The organism is Sorangium aterium (assembly GCF_028368935.1).
GTDB lineage: Bacteria > Myxococcota_A > Polyangia > Polyangiales > Polyangiaceae > Sorangium > Sorangium atrum.
Genome location: NZ_JAQNDK010000002.1, coordinates 514,066 through 529,787 on the forward strand (window position 1 = coordinate 514,066; position 15,722 = coordinate 529,787).

Annotated in this window: 13 protein-coding genes; 8 read left to right on the forward strand and 5 right to left on the reverse strand. The window is 72.8% G+C overall.

Going from position 1 to position 15,722, the window contains the following annotated elements:
- The first annotated feature begins 228 nt into the window (after window positions 1-228).
- Window positions 229-774, forward strand: a complete 546-nt coding sequence (locus POL72_RS16840; RefSeq protein ID WP_272096392.1) for an HdeD family acid-resistance protein — start codon at window positions 229-231, stop codon at window positions 772-774.
- A gap of 73 nt (window positions 775-847) precedes the next feature.
- On the opposite strand, the gene POL72_RS16845 is transcribed toward POL72_RS16840, so the two are convergent.
- Window positions 848-1,696, reverse strand: a complete 849-nt coding sequence (locus POL72_RS16845; protein ID WP_272096393.1) for a hypothetical protein — start codon at window positions 1,694-1,696, stop codon at window positions 848-850.
- A 104-nt stretch (window positions 1,697-1,800) separates the two neighbouring features.
- Here POL72_RS16845 and POL72_RS16850 point away from each other — a divergent pair, with 104 nt between their 5' ends.
- The 6 genes from POL72_RS16850 (at window position 1,801) to polA (ending at window position 11,032) form a co-directional block, all read left to right on the forward strand.
- Complete coding sequence (locus POL72_RS16850; RefSeq protein ID WP_272096394.1) at window positions 1,801-2,541, forward strand: SDR family oxidoreductase; 741 nt, start codon at window positions 1,801-1,803, stop codon at window positions 2,539-2,541.
- Window positions 2,542-2,638: 97 nt separating this feature from the next.
- Window positions 2,639-4,177: an aminopeptidase P family protein gene (locus POL72_RS16855; RefSeq protein WP_272096395.1), complete on the forward strand. Its 1,539-nt coding sequence runs from the start codon at window positions 2,639-2,641 to the stop codon at window positions 4,175-4,177.
- 483 nt (window positions 4,178-4,660) lie between these two features.
- Window positions 4,661-6,595 carry a S8 family serine peptidase gene (locus POL72_RS16860; RefSeq protein ID WP_272096397.1) on the forward strand — a complete coding sequence of 645 codons (1,935 nt, stop codon included), beginning with the start codon at window positions 4,661-4,663 and terminating at the stop codon, window positions 6,593-6,595.
- Window positions 6,596-6,735: 140 nt separating this feature from the next.
- A complete protein-coding gene (locus POL72_RS16865) occupies window positions 6,736-6,942 on the forward strand; it encodes a hypothetical protein (protein ID WP_272096398.1) in 207 nt (68 codons plus the stop codon).
- 19 nt (window positions 6,943-6,961) lie between these two features.
- A complete protein-coding gene (locus tag POL72_RS16870) occupies window positions 6,962-8,296 on the forward strand; it encodes a carboxypeptidase regulatory-like domain-containing protein (protein WP_272096399.1) in 1,335 nt (444 codons plus the stop codon).
- A 33-nt stretch (window positions 8,297-8,329) separates the two neighbouring features.
- Window positions 8,330-11,032 carry a DNA polymerase I gene (gene polA, locus POL72_RS16875; protein WP_272096400.1) on the forward strand — a complete coding sequence of 901 codons (2,703 nt, stop codon included), beginning with the start codon at window positions 8,330-8,332 and terminating at the stop codon, window positions 11,030-11,032.
- A gap of 285 nt (window positions 11,033-11,317) precedes the next feature.
- On the opposite strand, the gene rpsT is transcribed toward polA, so the two are convergent.
- From rpsT to POL72_RS16895, 4 genes are all read right to left on the reverse strand, one after another.
- Complete coding sequence (gene rpsT / locus POL72_RS16880) at window positions 11,318-11,602, reverse strand: 30S ribosomal protein S20 (protein WP_272096401.1); 285 nt, start codon at window positions 11,600-11,602, stop codon at window positions 11,318-11,320.
- A 13-nt stretch (window positions 11,603-11,615) separates the two neighbouring features.
- Entirely contained in the window at window positions 11,616-11,804 is a 189-nt protein-coding gene (locus POL72_RS16885) for a hypothetical protein (RefSeq protein WP_044967265.1), read from the reverse strand.
- A gap of 87 nt (window positions 11,805-11,891) precedes the next feature.
- A complete protein-coding gene (locus tag POL72_RS16890) occupies window positions 11,892-13,391 on the reverse strand; it encodes a 2-oxoacid dehydrogenase subunit E2 family protein (RefSeq protein WP_272096403.1) in 1,500 nt (499 codons plus the stop codon).
- Window positions 13,388-13,975, reverse strand: coding sequence for an RNA polymerase sigma factor (locus POL72_RS16895; RefSeq protein ID WP_272096404.1), 588 nt, complete (start codon window positions 13,973-13,975; stop codon window positions 13,388-13,390). Before POL72_RS16895 ends, POL72_RS16890 begins: the two co-directional genes overlap by 4 nt.
- Window positions 13,976-14,357: 382 nt before the next feature.
- Here POL72_RS16895 and POL72_RS16900 point away from each other — a divergent pair, with 382 nt between their 5' ends.
- A complete protein-coding gene (locus POL72_RS16900; RefSeq protein WP_272096405.1) occupies window positions 14,358-15,695 on the forward strand; it encodes a S41 family peptidase in 1,338 nt (445 codons plus the stop codon).
- Window positions 15,696-15,722 lie beyond the last annotated feature (27 nt).

Here is a 15,722-nt window from a genome sequence, read left to right on the forward strand (position 1 = left end):
GCGTGACACCTACCAGCGATCGACCTTCGATGGGCTCGCCTGCCCGAGGCTGCTGAGCAGCTCGCCCGCCACGGTCGGGCAGGGGACGTGCATCCAGCCCGGGCCATGTGACGCCGTGCGGGCATGAGCGGCACAGCTCTCCGCGCGTGAGCGGCGGACGCGCCGTGCGCTCAGGCCGCGCGCGTCCGCCGGATGTGAGCGACGTGGATGCCAGAGGAGGGGTGAGGCATGGAATCGCTGGGACGGTATTGGTGGCTGCTGGCCCTGAGGGGCGTGGTCGGGATCCTCTTCGGGTTCTTGTTCTTCCTGTGGCCGCTCCCATCGCTCGCCACGCTCGTGCTGCTGTTCGGCGTGTGGGCGTTCTTCGACGGCTGCGCCGCGTTCGCGTCCGCGCTCAGCGGCCGCGGCGGCGTGTATTCCGTGGTCGAGGGCATCTTCGGCGTCGGGATCGCGGTCCTGACGTTCTGGCGGCCCATGATCACCGCGCTCACGCTCTACGGCGTGATCGCTGCGTGGGCCATCGTGCTGGGCATCTTCAAGATCGTCAGCGCGGTGAAGCTCCGGCACGTGATCACCAACGAGGTCTGGCTCGGGCTGAGCGGCGCCGTCTTCGTGATCTTCGGCGTCCTCATGGTGGCGCTCCCGGCGGCCGGCGTGCTGGCGCTCGTCTGGTTCATCGGAGCGTTCGCGATCGTCGAGGGAGCGATGCTCCTCGGGCACTCGCTGCGCCTGCGCCGCGTGGCGAGCGTGGTCGCGCCGATGCGCATGCCGTGACGCCCGGCGGCGCGCCATGTAGACGGCGCGCCATGGAGCGGAGCGAGCCCGTCAATCGATCTGCAGGTGCCCGTCAATCGATCTGCAGGTGGTAGTGCGCGGGCGTCGTCTCCTCGAGCACCAGGACACCCCCGACCTCCGCGGCGCTCTCGAGGAACGCGCGCTTTTCCTTGGACGACATGGTCCTGTTGCGCACGTCGACGGCGCCTCTCCGCAGGTGCGCGGAGACGTAGATCCCCCGGTCGATCTGGTCCTGGATGACGGCCTCCATGGCGGCCACCACCTGCTCCGGCGGCTTGCGGGAGTTCGCCTGATAAGCCTTCTTGATCTCCTGGACCGCCGCCTTGTTGCGGTAGAGCTGGAGGAGGTCCTCGCCGAGCCTGAGCTTCGTGAACATCGCCCTGGCCTGGCGGTTCGCGTCGCGTGTCCCGCTCGTGATCACGAGGTGCTCGCGCGTGCGTCGCGCGTAGCCCTGGTCGATCTGCTCGACCTTGGCGGCGATCTTCGCCGGGAGCGTCACGCCCGGGAGCACCTCGTACGGCGGCGGGGACCACGGCTCCGTGGGCACGGCCTTCCCGAGCGCCGTCAGGGGCGGCAGCTGCGCGCGCCGCTCCTCTTCTTCCGTCGGCAGCTCGTCGCACTCGGGTCGGGTCGCCGGCGCGGCGGCGCGCGGCGCGGCGCTCGCTGTCCCGGCGGCGCGCGGCGCGCTCGGGGCCCGCGGCGCCGCGCTCGCCGGCGCCGCGTGGGCGCTCGTGGCGGGCGGATCGAGGCCCGGCAGGCCGATGCTCGGCAGATCGATGGACTCGAGCCGCTCCGTACATCCGGTCGCGCACAGCAGCGCCGCGGCGAGGGCGCGCAGGCGGCGCGGCGGCTCCAGGGACCGTTCCTGTGCGGCTGCTCGGCGTGTCGGAGGCGTCGGCAAAGCCGGAGCAGCGTGCCATGGCGCGCGGCGCGGACGAAAAAAACGGCGGCGCGTGACGTCGGCCCTCTCGACGCGCGGGGCCCCGCATCGACTACACAGCTCCCATGCCCCATGCCCCCCTGACCGGCCGTATCGCCCTCGTGACCGGCGCCGGCACCCGCCTCGGCGCCGCGACGGCCCGCGCGCTCGCGGCCGCCGGCGCCGACCTGGCCGTCCACTACGCCACGAGCGCCGCCGGCGCGGACGTCATCGTCGACGAGGCGCGCTCCCTCGGCCGCCGCGCTGCAGCATTCCAGGCGGACCTCCACGACCGGGGGGCGCTCGCCGCGCTCGCCCGCGCGGTGCTCGACTGGTCGTCGGGCCGGCTCGACCTCCTTGTTCACAACGCGGCGAACTTCGATCGGGTCCCGCCGGCCGAGCTCTCCGCCGACGCGTGGGATCGCGCCATGGCGCTCAACGCGACCGCGCCGTACCTGCTCACGCTCGAGCTCGCCCCAGCGCTCCGCGTCTGCCGCGGCAGCGTCGTCGCGATGGTCTGTATCAGCGCCGAGCGGCCCTGGAAGAACTACATTCCGTATTCGGTGTCGAAGGCCGCGCTCGCGCACCTGGTCCGCGGCCTCGCCGTGGGGCTGGCGCCGGAGGTGCGCGTGAACGGCGTGGCACCCGGGACGGTGCTGCCGCCGTCCTCCTACGATGAGGCCACGCTCGCTCGCCTCCGCGAGCGCATCCCGCTCCAGCGCATCGGCGAGGCGGAAGACGTCGCCCGCGCCGTGGTGTTCCTTGCTGAAAACGACTTCATCACCGGCCAGATCCTCGCGGTCGACGGCGGCGCCTCGGTCGGGTGACGCGCCGCCTCGGCGCACGGGTGGATCCGCCCCAGCGTGAACGGGCGCGCGCTTTGGCTTGAACGACCTCACCTGATCGACCCATAGTTCGAGCCTGATGAGCCAACCGCCCGAGACCAGCGCCGCCCCCCTCCAGGCAGATCCTGCCCACAGCGCGCCCGCCGACGGCGGCCCGGCCGAGGCGCCCGCGGCTGCGGCTCCCGGCGCCGAGGCGAAGCCGGCGAGCCACGACTCGACGCTGCCCGAGGCGCTGATCGCGTTCATGCTGGAGCGCTGGGCGCCGGCGTCCGGCGAGCTCCCGCAGGCGATCGCGCACGCAGAGGTGTTCGCTGCCCGCCGCCGCGCCCTGTCGAAGCTCTTCCCGGCGGAGACGCTCATCATCCCGACCGGGCACGAGAAGGTGCGCTCCAACGACACGCACTACCGCTTCCGCCCGGGCTCGGACTTCTTCTACCTGACGGGCAACCTCGAGCCTGACTGCGTGCTCGTGCTGCAGCCGCAGGAGGGCGGCGGGCACCGGGACATCCTCTTCGTCGAGCCGAACCCCGGGCGCAGCGACAAGACGTTCTTCACCGATCGCGCCAAGGGCGAGCTCTGGGTCGGCCCCCGCCTCGGCGTCGAGCAGAGCCGCGCGCACTTCGGCGTCGACGAGTGCCGCGGGCTGCCCGAGCTGGACGCGTACCTGAGCGGCCTCGTCGGCACGGTGACGCGCCCCCACCGCGTGCTCCGCGGGATGTCCGAGCGCGTCGACAAGCTCCTCGCCCGGCACGATCGCGACAAGCAGCTCGGCGAGGCGCTCTCGGAGATGCGCCTCCTCAAGGACGCCCTCGAGGTGCAGGAGCTCGAGGCGGTCGTCGCGTCGACGAAGCGGGGCTTCGAGGACGTCATCCGCGCGCTCCCTCGCGCGCGGAGCGAGCGAGAGGTCGAGGGCACGTTCAACCTGCGCGCCCGGGTCGAGGGCAACGACGTCGGCTACGGGACCATCGCCGCGTCGGGCCACCACGCGTGCATCCTGCACTGGACGAGGAACGACGGCGCGCTGGAGCCGGGCAAGCTCCTCCTGGTCGACGCCGGCGTCGAGGGCAACGCGCTCTACACGGCCGACATCACCCGGACCCTGCCGATCAACGGGAAGTTCTCGAGGGAGCAGCGCGAGATCTACGAGCTCGTGCTCGAGGCGCAGGAGGCGGCGATCCGCGAGGTGAAGCCGGGCAACGACTTCATGGAGCCGAACCGGGCGGCCATGCGGGTGCTCGCCCGGGGGCTCGAGCGGCTCGGTATCCTCCACGTCTCCGCCGAGGAGGCGCTCAAGGACGACAGGCAGCTCTACCGGCGGTATTCGCTCCACAACGTCAGCCACATGCTGGGCCTCGACGTGCACGACTGCGCGCAGGCGCGGCAGCAGGTCTACAAATTCGGCAAGCTCAAGCCGGGCATGGTGCTCACGGTCGAGCCAGGGCTGTATTTCCAGCTCGATGACGAGACCGTGCCGGCCAGGTACCGCGGCATCGGGGTGCGCATCGAGGACGACATCCTCGTCACGGAGACGGGGTATCGGAACCTGTCGAGCGATATCCCGAGGTCGGTGAGCGACGTGGAAGCGTGGATGGCGGGACTCTGGGCCACGCCGAAGTGAACTGAGCTGAACGGCGGGCGGGGGCACGGCCCACGCGAGCGAGTTGGAGGGCGCACCTAGACGCGGGGGCCGCCGGCGGAGGGTGAAGCCGCGCGGGAGGGCGGCGGGGGTCCCCCCACAAACTCGCGCCTTTTGGGGGGCTGTTGCCGTACATGAGGGTGGGGTGGGGCTGGGGGCGACTCGCTTCGGTGCGGGTCGGCGCTCGGGTTTGTGGGGCCCACCCCCGCCGCCCTCCCGCGCGGCTCCACCCTCCGCCGGCGGCTCTGCCATGGAGGGCGGTGGTTGGGAGCTTGGGCTTGAGGGGCGGTGGGGTGGTGTCTGGTGGTTCCAGGAAGTCCGTGGTTGTGGAGGGCGGTTGATGCCGTCGGGACACGGCGAGGGGCTTGAGGGGGGCTGGCGCACGGACGCAACGGCGGGCGCGAGGATGCTGGAGCGATGGCTGCTCGCGGGCGGCGGCGCTACCCTGCCGATGAGGAGACCCGCATGCACACGTCTCGTCTTCTGCGTTGGCCAGGGACCGCAAATCTCCGAACCGGACGCGCGCTCGCGACGTCGCTGCTCGCCGCGGCAGCGGTGGTCGCAGCGGCGGGCGCGGCCAGGGCCGAGGATGGGACGGACGGCCGAGGCGCCGGCGCCGTCCTCGCGGCGCGCTCGCCGGGGATGCTCGAGCCTCACCTCCCTGGGTACGTCAACACTGCGCTGCCGGTCGATGTCGGCCCGTCGCTGCGCGGCCAGGACCTGCTGATCGAACCGGTTGCGACAGCGGGTGAGCCGCTGCACGGCATGGCCTCGGAGCTCGACGAGACCAGCTACGACATCCCCGGGCAGATCGTCGTCGACGCGCGCGACGACCTCGACGACGCGTCGCTCGCGGACCTCGTGCGCGACTTCTCGCTGCGCGTGATGCCGACGGCGCTCACGTCACAGACCAGGATCCAGATCGCCACGGTGGACGGGCCGGTCGGCGCGACGCTGGAGCGGCTCGCGCGCGATCCGCGCGTGGAGGCGGCGGAGCCGCTCGCGTGGGTGCGCGCCTCGTTCGTCGCGAACGACCCGCTGCTGAAGGACCAGTGGCACATGGCGCGCGTGGGCGCCGAGCGCGCGTGGGACTTCGCCACCGGTCGCGGCGTCACCGTCGCCGTGGTCGACACCGGCATCGCGTGCGAGGACCACGGGCCCTTCACCAAGGGGACCGACCTGGCCTCGACCGAGTGCGTGGAGGGATGGAACTTCGTCACCAAGACGATCCACGCGAACGACGACCAGGGGCACGGCACGCACGTCGCCGGAACGATCGCGCAGTCGACCAACAACGGCCTCGGCGCCGCGGGGCTCGCGTTCCACGCGCGGCTCATGCCGGTCAAGGTGCTGAACGAGAGCGGCTGGGGCACGACCGCCGACGTGGCCGACGGGATCCGGTGGGCAGCCGAGCACGGCGCCCAGGTCATCAACCTGAGCCTCGGCGGCCCGCGCAACTCCAAGGTGCTCCAGAGCGCGATCGACGACGCGATCGCGCATGGCGCGGTCGTCGTCGCGGCGGCCGGCAACACCGGCGGGCGCGTGCAGTTCCCCGGCGCCTCCGATGGCGTCATCGGCGTGAGCGCCACCGACGCGAACGACAAGATCGCGAGGTTCTCCTCGCGCGGCCAGGGCGTCGACGTCGCCGCGCCCGGGGTGAACGTCACCCAGCAGACCATCTGCAACCGCGGGCGCGACAAGTGCCAGAACTACTACGCGTACAGCGGCACCTCGATGGCCGCGCCCCACGTGGCCGGCGCGGCGGCGCTGGTCGTGAGCCTCGGCGTGACGGACCCGCGCGCGGTCGAGGACGCGCTCCGCGCAGGCGCGCGCGTCGTCGACGACTCCGACGGCGGCAAGCTCCTCTACGGGGCCGGCATCCTCGACGCCGCGAGCTCCGTCGTGCGCGTGACGCAGAGCCACATCGTCGTGCGGCTGCTCGCGCTGCTGGCGCTCGCGACGTGGGTCGCGCGCCGCGCCCGCAAGAAGGACGCGACCGCCACGAGCCCATGGCGGGCGAGCTTCCTCATCCCGGCGCTCGCCGCAGGGCCGGGGCTGTTCTTCTTCGCGCCGTGGCTCCTGCCGCGCGTGGATCTCGCGGTCGACGTGCTGGCCCGGCCGATCGCCGACCTCGACATGCTGCTCGGCGCGTCGGTCCACCGCTGGCTGCCGCTCGCCAACGCGCTCGTCCCGCTCGGCCTCACGGCGCTCTTCTTCGGCGTGAAGAGGCTCCGGCCGGTGATCGCGGGCTTCGCCGTCGGCACGGCAGCCTACCTCACATCGGTCGTCCTGCTCGGCGAGGTCGCCGGTCCCCTCGGCCGGATGGCCCTCGTCGTGTGGTGCGCGGTCAACGCCGCCGCCTGCCTCTGGATCGCCCGGACGAACCTGTCCACGCGCTGAGCCGGCGCCTGCCGCGCTCGCTTCAGGGCCGGTGCGCCCGGCCATCATGACCACGGGCGGTGCCGACCGGCCCTCATGACCACCGAGCGGTGTGCCCGGCCGTCATGACCACCCTGCAAAAACGAGCTAGGATGCCGGCGATGCGGTCCGGCACCTTGCTCGTACCTTTCATCCTGCTCCTCGGGGCGTGCGGCGGCTCCTCCAGCGAGACGCCGTGGCCCGCCGAGCCACGGGGCCCCGCGCTCGGCCCCACGGACGAGGCATCGCCGGAAGGGCCGGCCGACTCGAACGCCGCCCCTCAAGGCGCGCGCGAAGGCTCGGCGGACGAGGCCGACGCCGGCCGGTAAACCGGCGGCGGAGGATGGCATGGCGGACAGCGGGACGGCAGGCGCGCAGCGGAGGGCCTGGCTCTCCGCTGCGCTGCTCTCCGTCGCCCTGCTGGTCATGCCGGTCCTCGTCTGGCTGCTCCTGCCGCGGCCTGGCCCCGTGATGCCGGCCCGGCGCGAGCCGGCCGCTGCGCTGCTCCCTCCACCGCAGCCGGAGCTCACGGCGCCGCGCGAGGTCGAGGCGCCACCGGCGCCGCCACCACCCCCAGCGCCGCCGCGCGAGGTCACGGCCGCGAGCGTGGGGCCGGTCCGCGGCGTGGTGCTGGATCCGGAGGGCCACCCCAGCGCCGGCGCCATGGTCAGCTGCCGCGAACCGCCGGGCGCATCGGCCAGCGCCGACGGCGAGGGGCGCTTCGAGCTGCCGGCCGAGGCCGACGGCTGCACCGCCACCGCCGCGCAGCCTCCGTACGGCGACGCCGAGCCCACGCGCGTCGCCGCGGGCCGCGACAACGTCCTTCGCCTGCTCGCCGCGGGCTCGATCGTGGGCGAGGTCGTGGATCCATCGGGCAGGCCCGTCGAGGCGTACCTCCTGGCGATCGAGTCGTTCACGCCGGCCGGGTCCGGCGCGAACTCGAACGTGAACGGCCGCGCGCGCAAGGTGTCGGATCCGGGCGGCGCGTTCCGGTGGGACGCGCTCGCCCCGGGCCGCTACGTGCTGACGGCGAGCTCGGCCGGACGCCCGCCTGCGCGGAGCCGGCCTGTCGACGTCGAGGCAGGCCGCGCTGCCCAACGCGTGCGGATCGTGCTGCCGCAGGGCGCGACGCTGAGGGGCAGGGTCGTCGACGCCGCGTCGCGCGCGCCGGTCGTCGAGGCCCAGGTCGAGCTCGACTCCGCGACCTCGTCGGGCGCGAACGCGATCTCGCTCGCGCTCACCGACGGGAACGGCGACTACGAGCTCGAAGGCGTGCCGGCCAGCGGCCCGTTCTCGGTGCGCGTGCGCCACCAGCAGTACATGGCCAAGATCGTGTCCGGCCTCGACGCGCGCGGCGCGCAGTCGACGCGGGTCGACGTCGAGCTCCGCCAGCTGGACGACGGCGGGGCGCGCGAGGAGCTCACGGGCATCGGCGCGATGCTCTCGCTCTCCTCGGGCCGCGTGATCATCGCTGGCGTCGTCGACGGGGGGCCTGCGGCGTCCGCCGGGCTCATGGCTGGCGACGTCATCGCCCGCATCGACGGCCGGCCCACGACGGAGCTAGAGCTCGCCGACTGCATCCAGCGCCTCCGCGGCCCGGCGGGGACGGTCGTCGCCGTCGGCGTGGAGAGGGAAGGGCGCACCCTCGACGTGACGATACGGCGCGACGTCGTGGTTCGGTGAACGGCCGCGCGCCGAGGTGCTAAGGGTCGGTCCATGTCCACGCGCCCTACCGCGCTTCCCCCGGCCGGAGCTCCGGACGTCCTCTACCTCGTCGACCTGTCGGGCTACGTCTTCCGCGCCTACCACGCGATCAGCCCGCTCTCGAGCCCGAGCGGCGAGCCGACCCACGCGACGTACGGCACCGTCGCGATGCTCACGAAGCTCGTGGAGGAGCGGAAGCCCGCGTACCTGGGCGTGGCGATGGACTCGCCGGGCAAGACGTTCCGCGACGAGCTCGACCCCCGCTACAAGGCGCACCGGCCCCCGCCGCCGCCCGATCTCGGGGTGCAGATGAGCCGGTGCCGCGAGATCGTCGAGGCGTACCGCATCCCGATCTTCATCCAGGAGGGGCTCGAGGCGGACGATCTCGTCGCCGTCGCCGTCGCGCGGGCCAAGGAGCGGGGGCTGCGCGTCGTCATCGCGTCGAGCGACAAGGATCTGATGCAGCTCGTCGACGGCGAGCAGGTGATGCTCTGGGACGCGATGCGCGACAAGGTCTACGGGCACCCCGAGGTCGTCGCGAAGTTCGGGGTGCCCCCGGAGCAGGTGCGCGACCTGCTCGCGCTCGTCGGCGACACCTCGGACAACGTCCCTGGCGTCCCCGGCGTGGGCCTGAAGACGGCCGCCGAGCTGCTCGCGCAGTTCGGCTCGCTCTCGGCCATCTACGAGCGCATCGGCGAGGTCAAGAAGCCTCGCATCCGGGAGTCGCTCCAGCAGAACGAGGCCGACGCGCGCCTCTCGCAGAAGCTCGTGACGCTCGACGGCGGCGCGCCCGTATCGCTCGACCTCGAGACGTTGCGCTACGGCGGCGCGGACACCGGCAGGCTCCGCGAGCTCTTCACCGAGCTCGGCTTCTCGCGCTTCCTCAAGGCGGTCCGCGCGCCCGAGCCGACCGCGCGCGCGGCGACCTACCGCGTGCTGACGACGCGCGAGGAGCTCGAGGGCTTCGCCAGATCGGCGCGCGCGGCCGGCCGCCTCGCCCTCGACGTGCTCGCGACGAGCCGCGAGCCGATGAGCGCCCACGTCTGCGGCGTCGCGCTCGCCTGCGAGCCGGGGCAAGCCGTGTACGTCCCGCTGGGCCACCGCTACCTCGGCGCGCCGGCCCAGCTCTCGATGAGCGACATCGACGCGGTGATGGGCCCGCTGTTCGCCGACCCCGAGCTCCCGAAGGTCGGCCACGACGTGAAGTTCTGCGAGGTGATCCTCCTGCGGCACCGCATCGGGCTCGTGGGCGTCTCCTTCGACACGATGCTGGCGAGCTATCTGCTCGATCCCGAGGGGAAGAACCAGCTCCACGAGCTCGCCGAGCGCGAGCTCGGCGCCAAGATGCAGACCCTCGACGAGGTGGCCCCGAAGCGCCGCGGGCAGGCGCAGCGCGGCCTCGACGAGATCGAGCTCGGCGAGGCGTCGAGCTACGGGGCCGCGTTCGCCGACGTCGCGCTCACGCTCACCGATCGGCTGCGCCCGCGGCTCCGCGCCGAGAAGCTCGAGGACCTGCTCGTGCAGATCGAGCTGCCCCTCTCCGCCGTGCTCGCGGAGATGGAGCTCACGGGCGTCCTCGTCGACCCGAAGGCGCTCGCGCAGCTCGGCGCGCAGATGACGACCGAGCTCGCCGCGCTGGAGCAGAAGGCGCGCGAGCTCGTGGGGCACGACATCAACCTGGCGTCGCCGAAGCAGCTCGAGGCGGTCCTGTTCGACGAGCTCAAGCTGCGCTCCCAGCGCAAGACGAAGACCGGCCGCTCGACCGACGCCGACGTGCTCGAGGCGCTCTCGGAGGAGCACCCGTTCCCCGGGGTGGTCCTCGAGCACCGCGCCATCGCCAAGCTCAAGGGCACGTACGTCGACGCGCTCCCGCGCCTCGTGCACCCGGGCACGGGCCGGCTCCACACGCGCTGGGGCCAGGCCGTGGCCGCGACCGGGCGGCTCTCGTCGCAGGACCCGAACCTGCAAAACATCCCGATCCGCACGGAGCTCGGCCGGATGATCCGGCGCGCGTTCGTCGCGCCGCCCGGGAGCGTGATCGTGAGCGCGGACTACTCCCAGATCGAGCTGCGCGTCCTCGCGCACCTCTCGAAGGACCCGGTGCTCGTCGACGCCTTCCGTACCGGGCAGGACGTGCACGTGCGCACGGCCATGGAGATCTTCGGCGTGGACCAGGCAGGGGTCACCGCCGAGATGCGCCGCCGGAGCAAGACGATCAACTTCGGCGTGATCTACGGCATGGGCGAGTCTGCGCTCGCCAAGCGGCTCGACATCTCGCGGGCGGAGGCGGCGCGCTTCATCGACGCCTACTTCGCGCGTTACCGGGGCGTGCACGAGTTCATGGAGGGGACGATGGCCGAGGCGAAGCGCTCCGAGTCGGTGCGCACGCTGCTCGGCCGGCGCCGCTTGCTCCCGGATCTGCGCAGCAGCGACCGCATGCGCCGCGCTCAGGCGGAGCGCATCGCGCAGAACACCCCCATCCAGGGGACGGCGGCGGATCTCCTGAAGCTCGCGATGGTGCGCATCCCGCGCCCCGTCGTCCCCGGCGCGCGCATGGTGCTCACGGTGCACGACGAGCTCGCGTTCGAGGTGCCGGCCGAGGCCGTGGACGAGGCCAAGGCGAAGGTGCGAGAGGCCATGGAGTCGGTCTTCCCGCTCGACGTCCCTCTCGTCGTCGACGTCGGTCACGGACCCACCTGGGCCGACGCCCATTGAAGGGGCGGGCACCCGCTTCGGATACGGGCCCATCTCGGCGTTTTCGGTGCTCAGCGCACCGGAGTGCGCTTCCGCGCCGAAAACGCCGATCTGGACCCGTCTCCTGTGCGGGTGCCCGCCGCTGGCGTCATCGGTTGGAGAGGGGCGGAGCGGAAGAGCCACGCTCTCCGTGGCTGTGACGGCGGCGGCGGAACGACACGGGGGCCTGGGGTGTTGCGGGGGGACAAAACGACGACGCCCGCTGCACCTTGCGGTGAGCGGGGCGTACGTGCGGAAAGGGTGTTCTCAGCTCGCGGCGGTCTTGGCGGCAGCGCTCGCCTTGTGAAGGGCGAGGGCGAGGCGGCTCTTCACGCGCGACGCGCGCTTGGCGGGGATCGTCCCCTTCGACGCGGCGCGATCGAGCGCGCTCACCGCGGCGGCCACCGGCGTAGCGGACTCTTGCGGAACGCCCTTCAGCGCGGTGCGCGCCTTCTTGACGGTCGTGCGGAGCTCCGACTTGATGGCGCGATTGCGCGCGGTCCTCGTGATGCGCTGGCGGTTGCGCTTGTCGGCGGATGCGTGATTGGCCATGAGAAAAGCTCTCCTACTTCTTCGCCTGCGCCTCGGCGGGCGTGGCAGCGCGCAGGGCGTCCGGCGCGTTCTGGTCGTAACCCGCCGGATGGATCGGGAACGCGGGGGTGCCGTGTGCGCGCTCGAAGCGCTTGCGGCGGGTGCCCGCCGTGCGCGCCTTGCGCCGGCGGATGCGCTGGGTTTGCTGAGTCGCGGAAACCATGGGGGCGCGCATTCTACCTACGGGGGGCCCTGTGTCAACCGGGAGGTTTGCTGCCCTCCGCGAGGGCGCGAGGGCGCGAGCTCAGGGCTAGGGTCGGATCGTCGCGCTGACCGAGAAGGACGGCTTGGAGAAAGGGCCCACGTTGGCGCCCTTGAGCGCGGACTGCACGCAGCTCGACTGGCCGTTCGACGCCGCCCACCCGCTGACGCTGACCTTGCTCACCTGGCCTGTCGACGAGAACGTGATCTGCGCGCGGGACACGTCGTCCGCGCCCGCGACGCACGCCTTGGCGCTGCCCATGACCGAGCCGAGCGCGGCCTGGACCGAGCCCTGCGACGGCTGCTCGGGGATGTCCTGCTGCCGGAGCGGACCCGACGCCGGCACCGGCGCCTCCGAGACGACCGACGGCTGTCGCTCCCCGTTGTCGCCCACGGCCGCCTGCATGGCCGAGGGGAGGTCCCCCGGCTTGCCAGCCGCCGCCGGCGCGGCCGCCGTCTTTCCGTGCTCGGGCTTCGGCGACGCGGCTGGCGTGGCCGGCGCCTCGACGGCCGGCGACGCAGGAGCGCCGCCGCCGACGGGGGTGGCCTGCGCCTTCGGCGCCGCGGCGAGCTTCTCCTCCGCTTGCACGGGCTGCTCGACAACGGCGGGCTCCTCCGGCGCCTTGGCGATCGGAGGGGCCGGCTCCACCCGCGTGTCGCCGCGCGGCTCGGCCGGCGCCGCGACGGTGGTTGTCGCGGGCGACGCGGTGGCCGCGATCTCCTGCTGCGGCGGAGCCGTCGTCTTCACCAGGACCGTGACCGCCGCGGCGAGCCCCAGGGCGGCGACGGCGGCGCCGGCGAGCATCCCGCCGGATCGCTTCCTCGCTGGAGCCGCGGCCACGGGCGCCGACGGGGCGCGGCGCGCCGCCACGGGCACCACCGCTGCCGCCTTCGCGTCCTCGAACCGAGCCGCCGCGCCGGGCTGCGCCTTCTCGGAGGCATCCACCTCCGAGGGCGCCGACGCGTTGAGCCGGTTCAGATCGATGACACCGGAGTCCTCGGGCATCCCCTCCACCGGCCGCATGGACGGCGACGACGCGCGGGCGCCGCCGGAGAGCGAGCCGCGCCCCGGCAGCGGGGACACACGCCCTGGCGGCGCCGAGCTGCGTCCCGAAGCCGGCAGCGGCGTCGAGAGCGCAGAGCCGCTCATCGCGGGCATACCGCTCGCGCGACCCGGCGCCTGGCTGACCCGCTCGGCGATCTCCTTCAGCGACTGGCGCCTCTTCTCGGGCGGCCGCGACAAGGTGCCGCCCGACAGGCTCGCTTCAGGCCTCGAGGCCCTGGCTGCTTGTGATCCGTCCCCCATGGTGCTGCGTTCTCCTGATGCGCGAGCTTCGCGCGAAGGGTCCTCCGTCTGCTCCTCGCCGGGCGCCGCGGTGAGGTCGGGGGGGCCGAGGAGGTCGGCTGCCGCCGCGGTGTCCTCCGACCGCCTGGAGATGGCGACCTCGACGATGTGAGCGGCCCGCGTCTCCCATGCCTCCTCGTCGAGGGCGGGGGCAGGCCAATCGTTGAGCATCCCGTCGAGGTCGAGCTTGTCGGTGACGTTCATTCGGCGTCCCCTCCGAAACCGCGCTCCGCGAGGTAAGCACGGAGCTTGCGACGCGCCTCGTGGACGCGCCAGGCGACTGTTCCTTCCGGACAACCCAGGATCCTGGAGGCGTCCTCGTGGGGCACGCCGTCGATGCACACGAGGATGAGCGTCGTTCGAAGCGTGTCCGAGAGCGTATCGATGCCGTCGCAGAGCGCGGCCGCGAGCTCGCGTCGCTGGGTCGACGCGGCCGGATCGACGCCGTGGCTCGGGCGCGTCTCGAGCAGCAGCGCCTCGATCCGCGGATCGTCCGCGGGGGTCGAGTTCTTGCTCGGCTTGCGGGCCCGGATCATGTTGAGCGAGAGGTTCACGGCGATCCGGTAGAGCCAGGTGAAGGGCTCGCTCCGGCCATCGAACCGGTCGAGCGCCTGGTAGGCCCGGACGAAGGTCTCTTGCGTCACGTCCTCTGCCTCCGCGCCCGAGCGGACAAGGTGGAACGCCAGCCGGAAGATGCGCTTCTGATATCGACGAACCAGCACCCCGAACGCCTGGGCATCTCCGCTCCGGGCTTGATCGACGAGCTCACGATCGGTGGGTTTGGCCATCCTAGCCGCCTCGGGGTGCGAGTTGTCTCCCGCGCACGGACGACAGCGCAGCCGCGGACACCTCCTCGCGACGGCCCCCGACCGTCTCGGCGAGAGAAGCTCCTCGCGGCGAGCCCCGCTTCGCGAAGGCGAAGCCGGGCGATGAGGAGGCAAGTTTCACGTTCAGGCGCGCGAAGATAGCCGAACACTCCTCTTAGGACAAACCATGCGCCCGGAGCTTGGGCGCCATGGTGCCCTCGTCGACCGGCGGGCGATACGCCCGCGCTGGCACACCGACAGCCGCCGCGGCGCCCGGCTCACCGCGCGCCGCGCAGGCGTGTGAACGAGCGCGGCCGTCGCCGGCGAACAGCGCCGCCGCCCGCGCCGCTGCTATGGTCGGCGGATGCAACGCTACTCGAGCTGGATGCGCACCCTGGGGCTCATCGCCGCGGCCTTCGCGGGAGGGGCGGCGACTTCCCACCTCGCGGGCGCGAGCACACAGGCGCAGAGCCCCTACGCTCCGCTCGAGCAGCTCGCGCGCGTGCTCGTGCTCGTGGAGAACAACTACGTCGAGCCGGCGCAGCGCAGCAAGATCCTCGACGGCGCGATCAAGGGGATGGTCGCGGAGCTCGACCCGCACTCGGCGTACATGAACTCCTCGGAGTTCGCCCAGTTCCAGGAAGAGACGGGGGGGACGTTCGGCGGCGTCGGGATCGAGGTCGACGCCAAGGACGACAACATCACCGTCATCGCGCCGATCGAGGGCTCGCCGGCGGCGCGGGCCGGCATCCGCTCCGGCGATCAGATCATCGCGATCGACGGACGCCCCGTGCGCGGCGAGCGCCTCGACAAGCTCGTGAAGATCATGCGCGGGGCGCCCGGCTCCCGGGTGAAGCTCACGATCCGCCGGCAGGGCGTGCCCGAGCCCCTCTCGTTCGACCTCACGCGGGAGCAGATCCACGTCACGAGCATCGCGGCGAAGCGCCTCGACCGGGACGTCGCGTACGTCCGCGTGAAGCAGTTCCAGGACGGCACCCACGAAGAGATGCTCCGCGCCGCGGCGAAGCTGCGCGCCGCATCGAAGGCGCCGCTGGCCGGCGTGATCCTGGACCTGCGCAACAACCCCGGAGGCCTCGTCAACGAGGCCGAGGCCGTGGCCGACGAGTTCCTCTCCTCGGGGACGATCTACTCGACGCGACAGCGCAACAAGGTCGTCGACGAGGCGAAGGCGCACGACGGCGGCGCGTTCGCCTCGCTGCCCGTCGTCGCGCTCGTGAACGAGTACTCCGCGAGCGCCGCCGAGCTCGTCGCGGGCGCCCTGCAGGACAGCGGGCGCGCCGTGCTCGTCGGCGCGACGACCTTCGGCAAAGGGTCGGTGCAGACCATCTACGAGCTGCCCGGCGGCGCCGGGGTGAGGCTCACGACGATGCGCTACTACACGCCGAACGGGCGCTCGATCCAGGCCCAGGGCATCCGGCCGGACGTCGTCATCGAGAGCGCGGCGCAGCAGGTCCCGGCCGCCATCCTCCGCGAGCAGGATCTCGAGGGACACCTCCCCGCCGAGGGGGCGATCGGCGACCGCTCGCCGAGGGCCGTGCTCGTGGAGAAGCGCGCCGAGACGGCCGCGGCGATCGGCCCCGAGGGCGACATGCCCTCCGATCCCACCCGCGGGAGCGACTTCGCGCTCGCCGTCGGGTACCAGCAGCTCCTCCGCGCCATCCCGGCGGTCCGCCAGCGCTGAGGATCGCGCGCCGAGCGACCAGCGCCG

Coding starts and splice junctions, on each gene's coding strand:
- POL72_RS16870 (WP_272096399.1), top strand. CDS start 6,962: ATGGCGGACAGCGGGACGGCAGGCGCGCAGCGGAGGGCCTGGCTCTCC.
- POL72_RS16850 (WP_272096394.1), top strand. CDS start 1,801: ATGCCCCATGCCCCCCTGACCGGCCGTATCGCCCTCGTGACCGGCGCC.
- POL72_RS16865 (WP_272096398.1), top strand. CDS start 6,736: ATGCGGTCCGGCACCTTGCTCGTACCTTTCATCCTGCTCCTCGGGGCG.
- POL72_RS16840 (WP_272096392.1), top strand. CDS start 229: ATGGAATCGCTGGGACGGTATTGGTGGCTGCTGGCCCTGAGGGGCGTG.
- POL72_RS16890 (WP_272096403.1), bottom strand. CDS start 13,391: ATGAACGTCACCGACAAGCTCGACCTCGACGGGATGCTCAACGATTGG.
- POL72_RS16900 (WP_272096405.1), top strand. CDS start 14,358: ATGCAACGCTACTCGAGCTGGATGCGCACCCTGGGGCTCATCGCCGCG.
- POL72_RS16885 (WP_044967265.1), bottom strand. CDS start 11,804: ATGGTTTCCGCGACTCAGCAAACCCAGCGCATCCGCCGGCGCAAGGCG.
- POL72_RS16860 (WP_272096397.1), top strand. CDS start 4,661: ATGCACACGTCTCGTCTTCTGCGTTGGCCAGGGACCGCAAATCTCCGA.
- POL72_RS16895 (WP_272096404.1), bottom strand. CDS start 13,975: ATGGCCAAACCCACCGATCGTGAGCTCGTCGATCAAGCCCGGAGCGGA.
- rpsT (WP_272096401.1), bottom strand. CDS start 11,602: ATGGCCAATCACGCATCCGCCGACAAGCGCAACCGCCAGCGCATCACG.
- POL72_RS16855 (WP_272096395.1), top strand. CDS start 2,639: ATGAGCCAACCGCCCGAGACCAGCGCCGCCCCCCTCCAGGCAGATCCT.
- polA (WP_272096400.1), top strand. CDS start 8,330: ATGTCCACGCGCCCTACCGCGCTTCCCCCGGCCGGAGCTCCGGACGTC.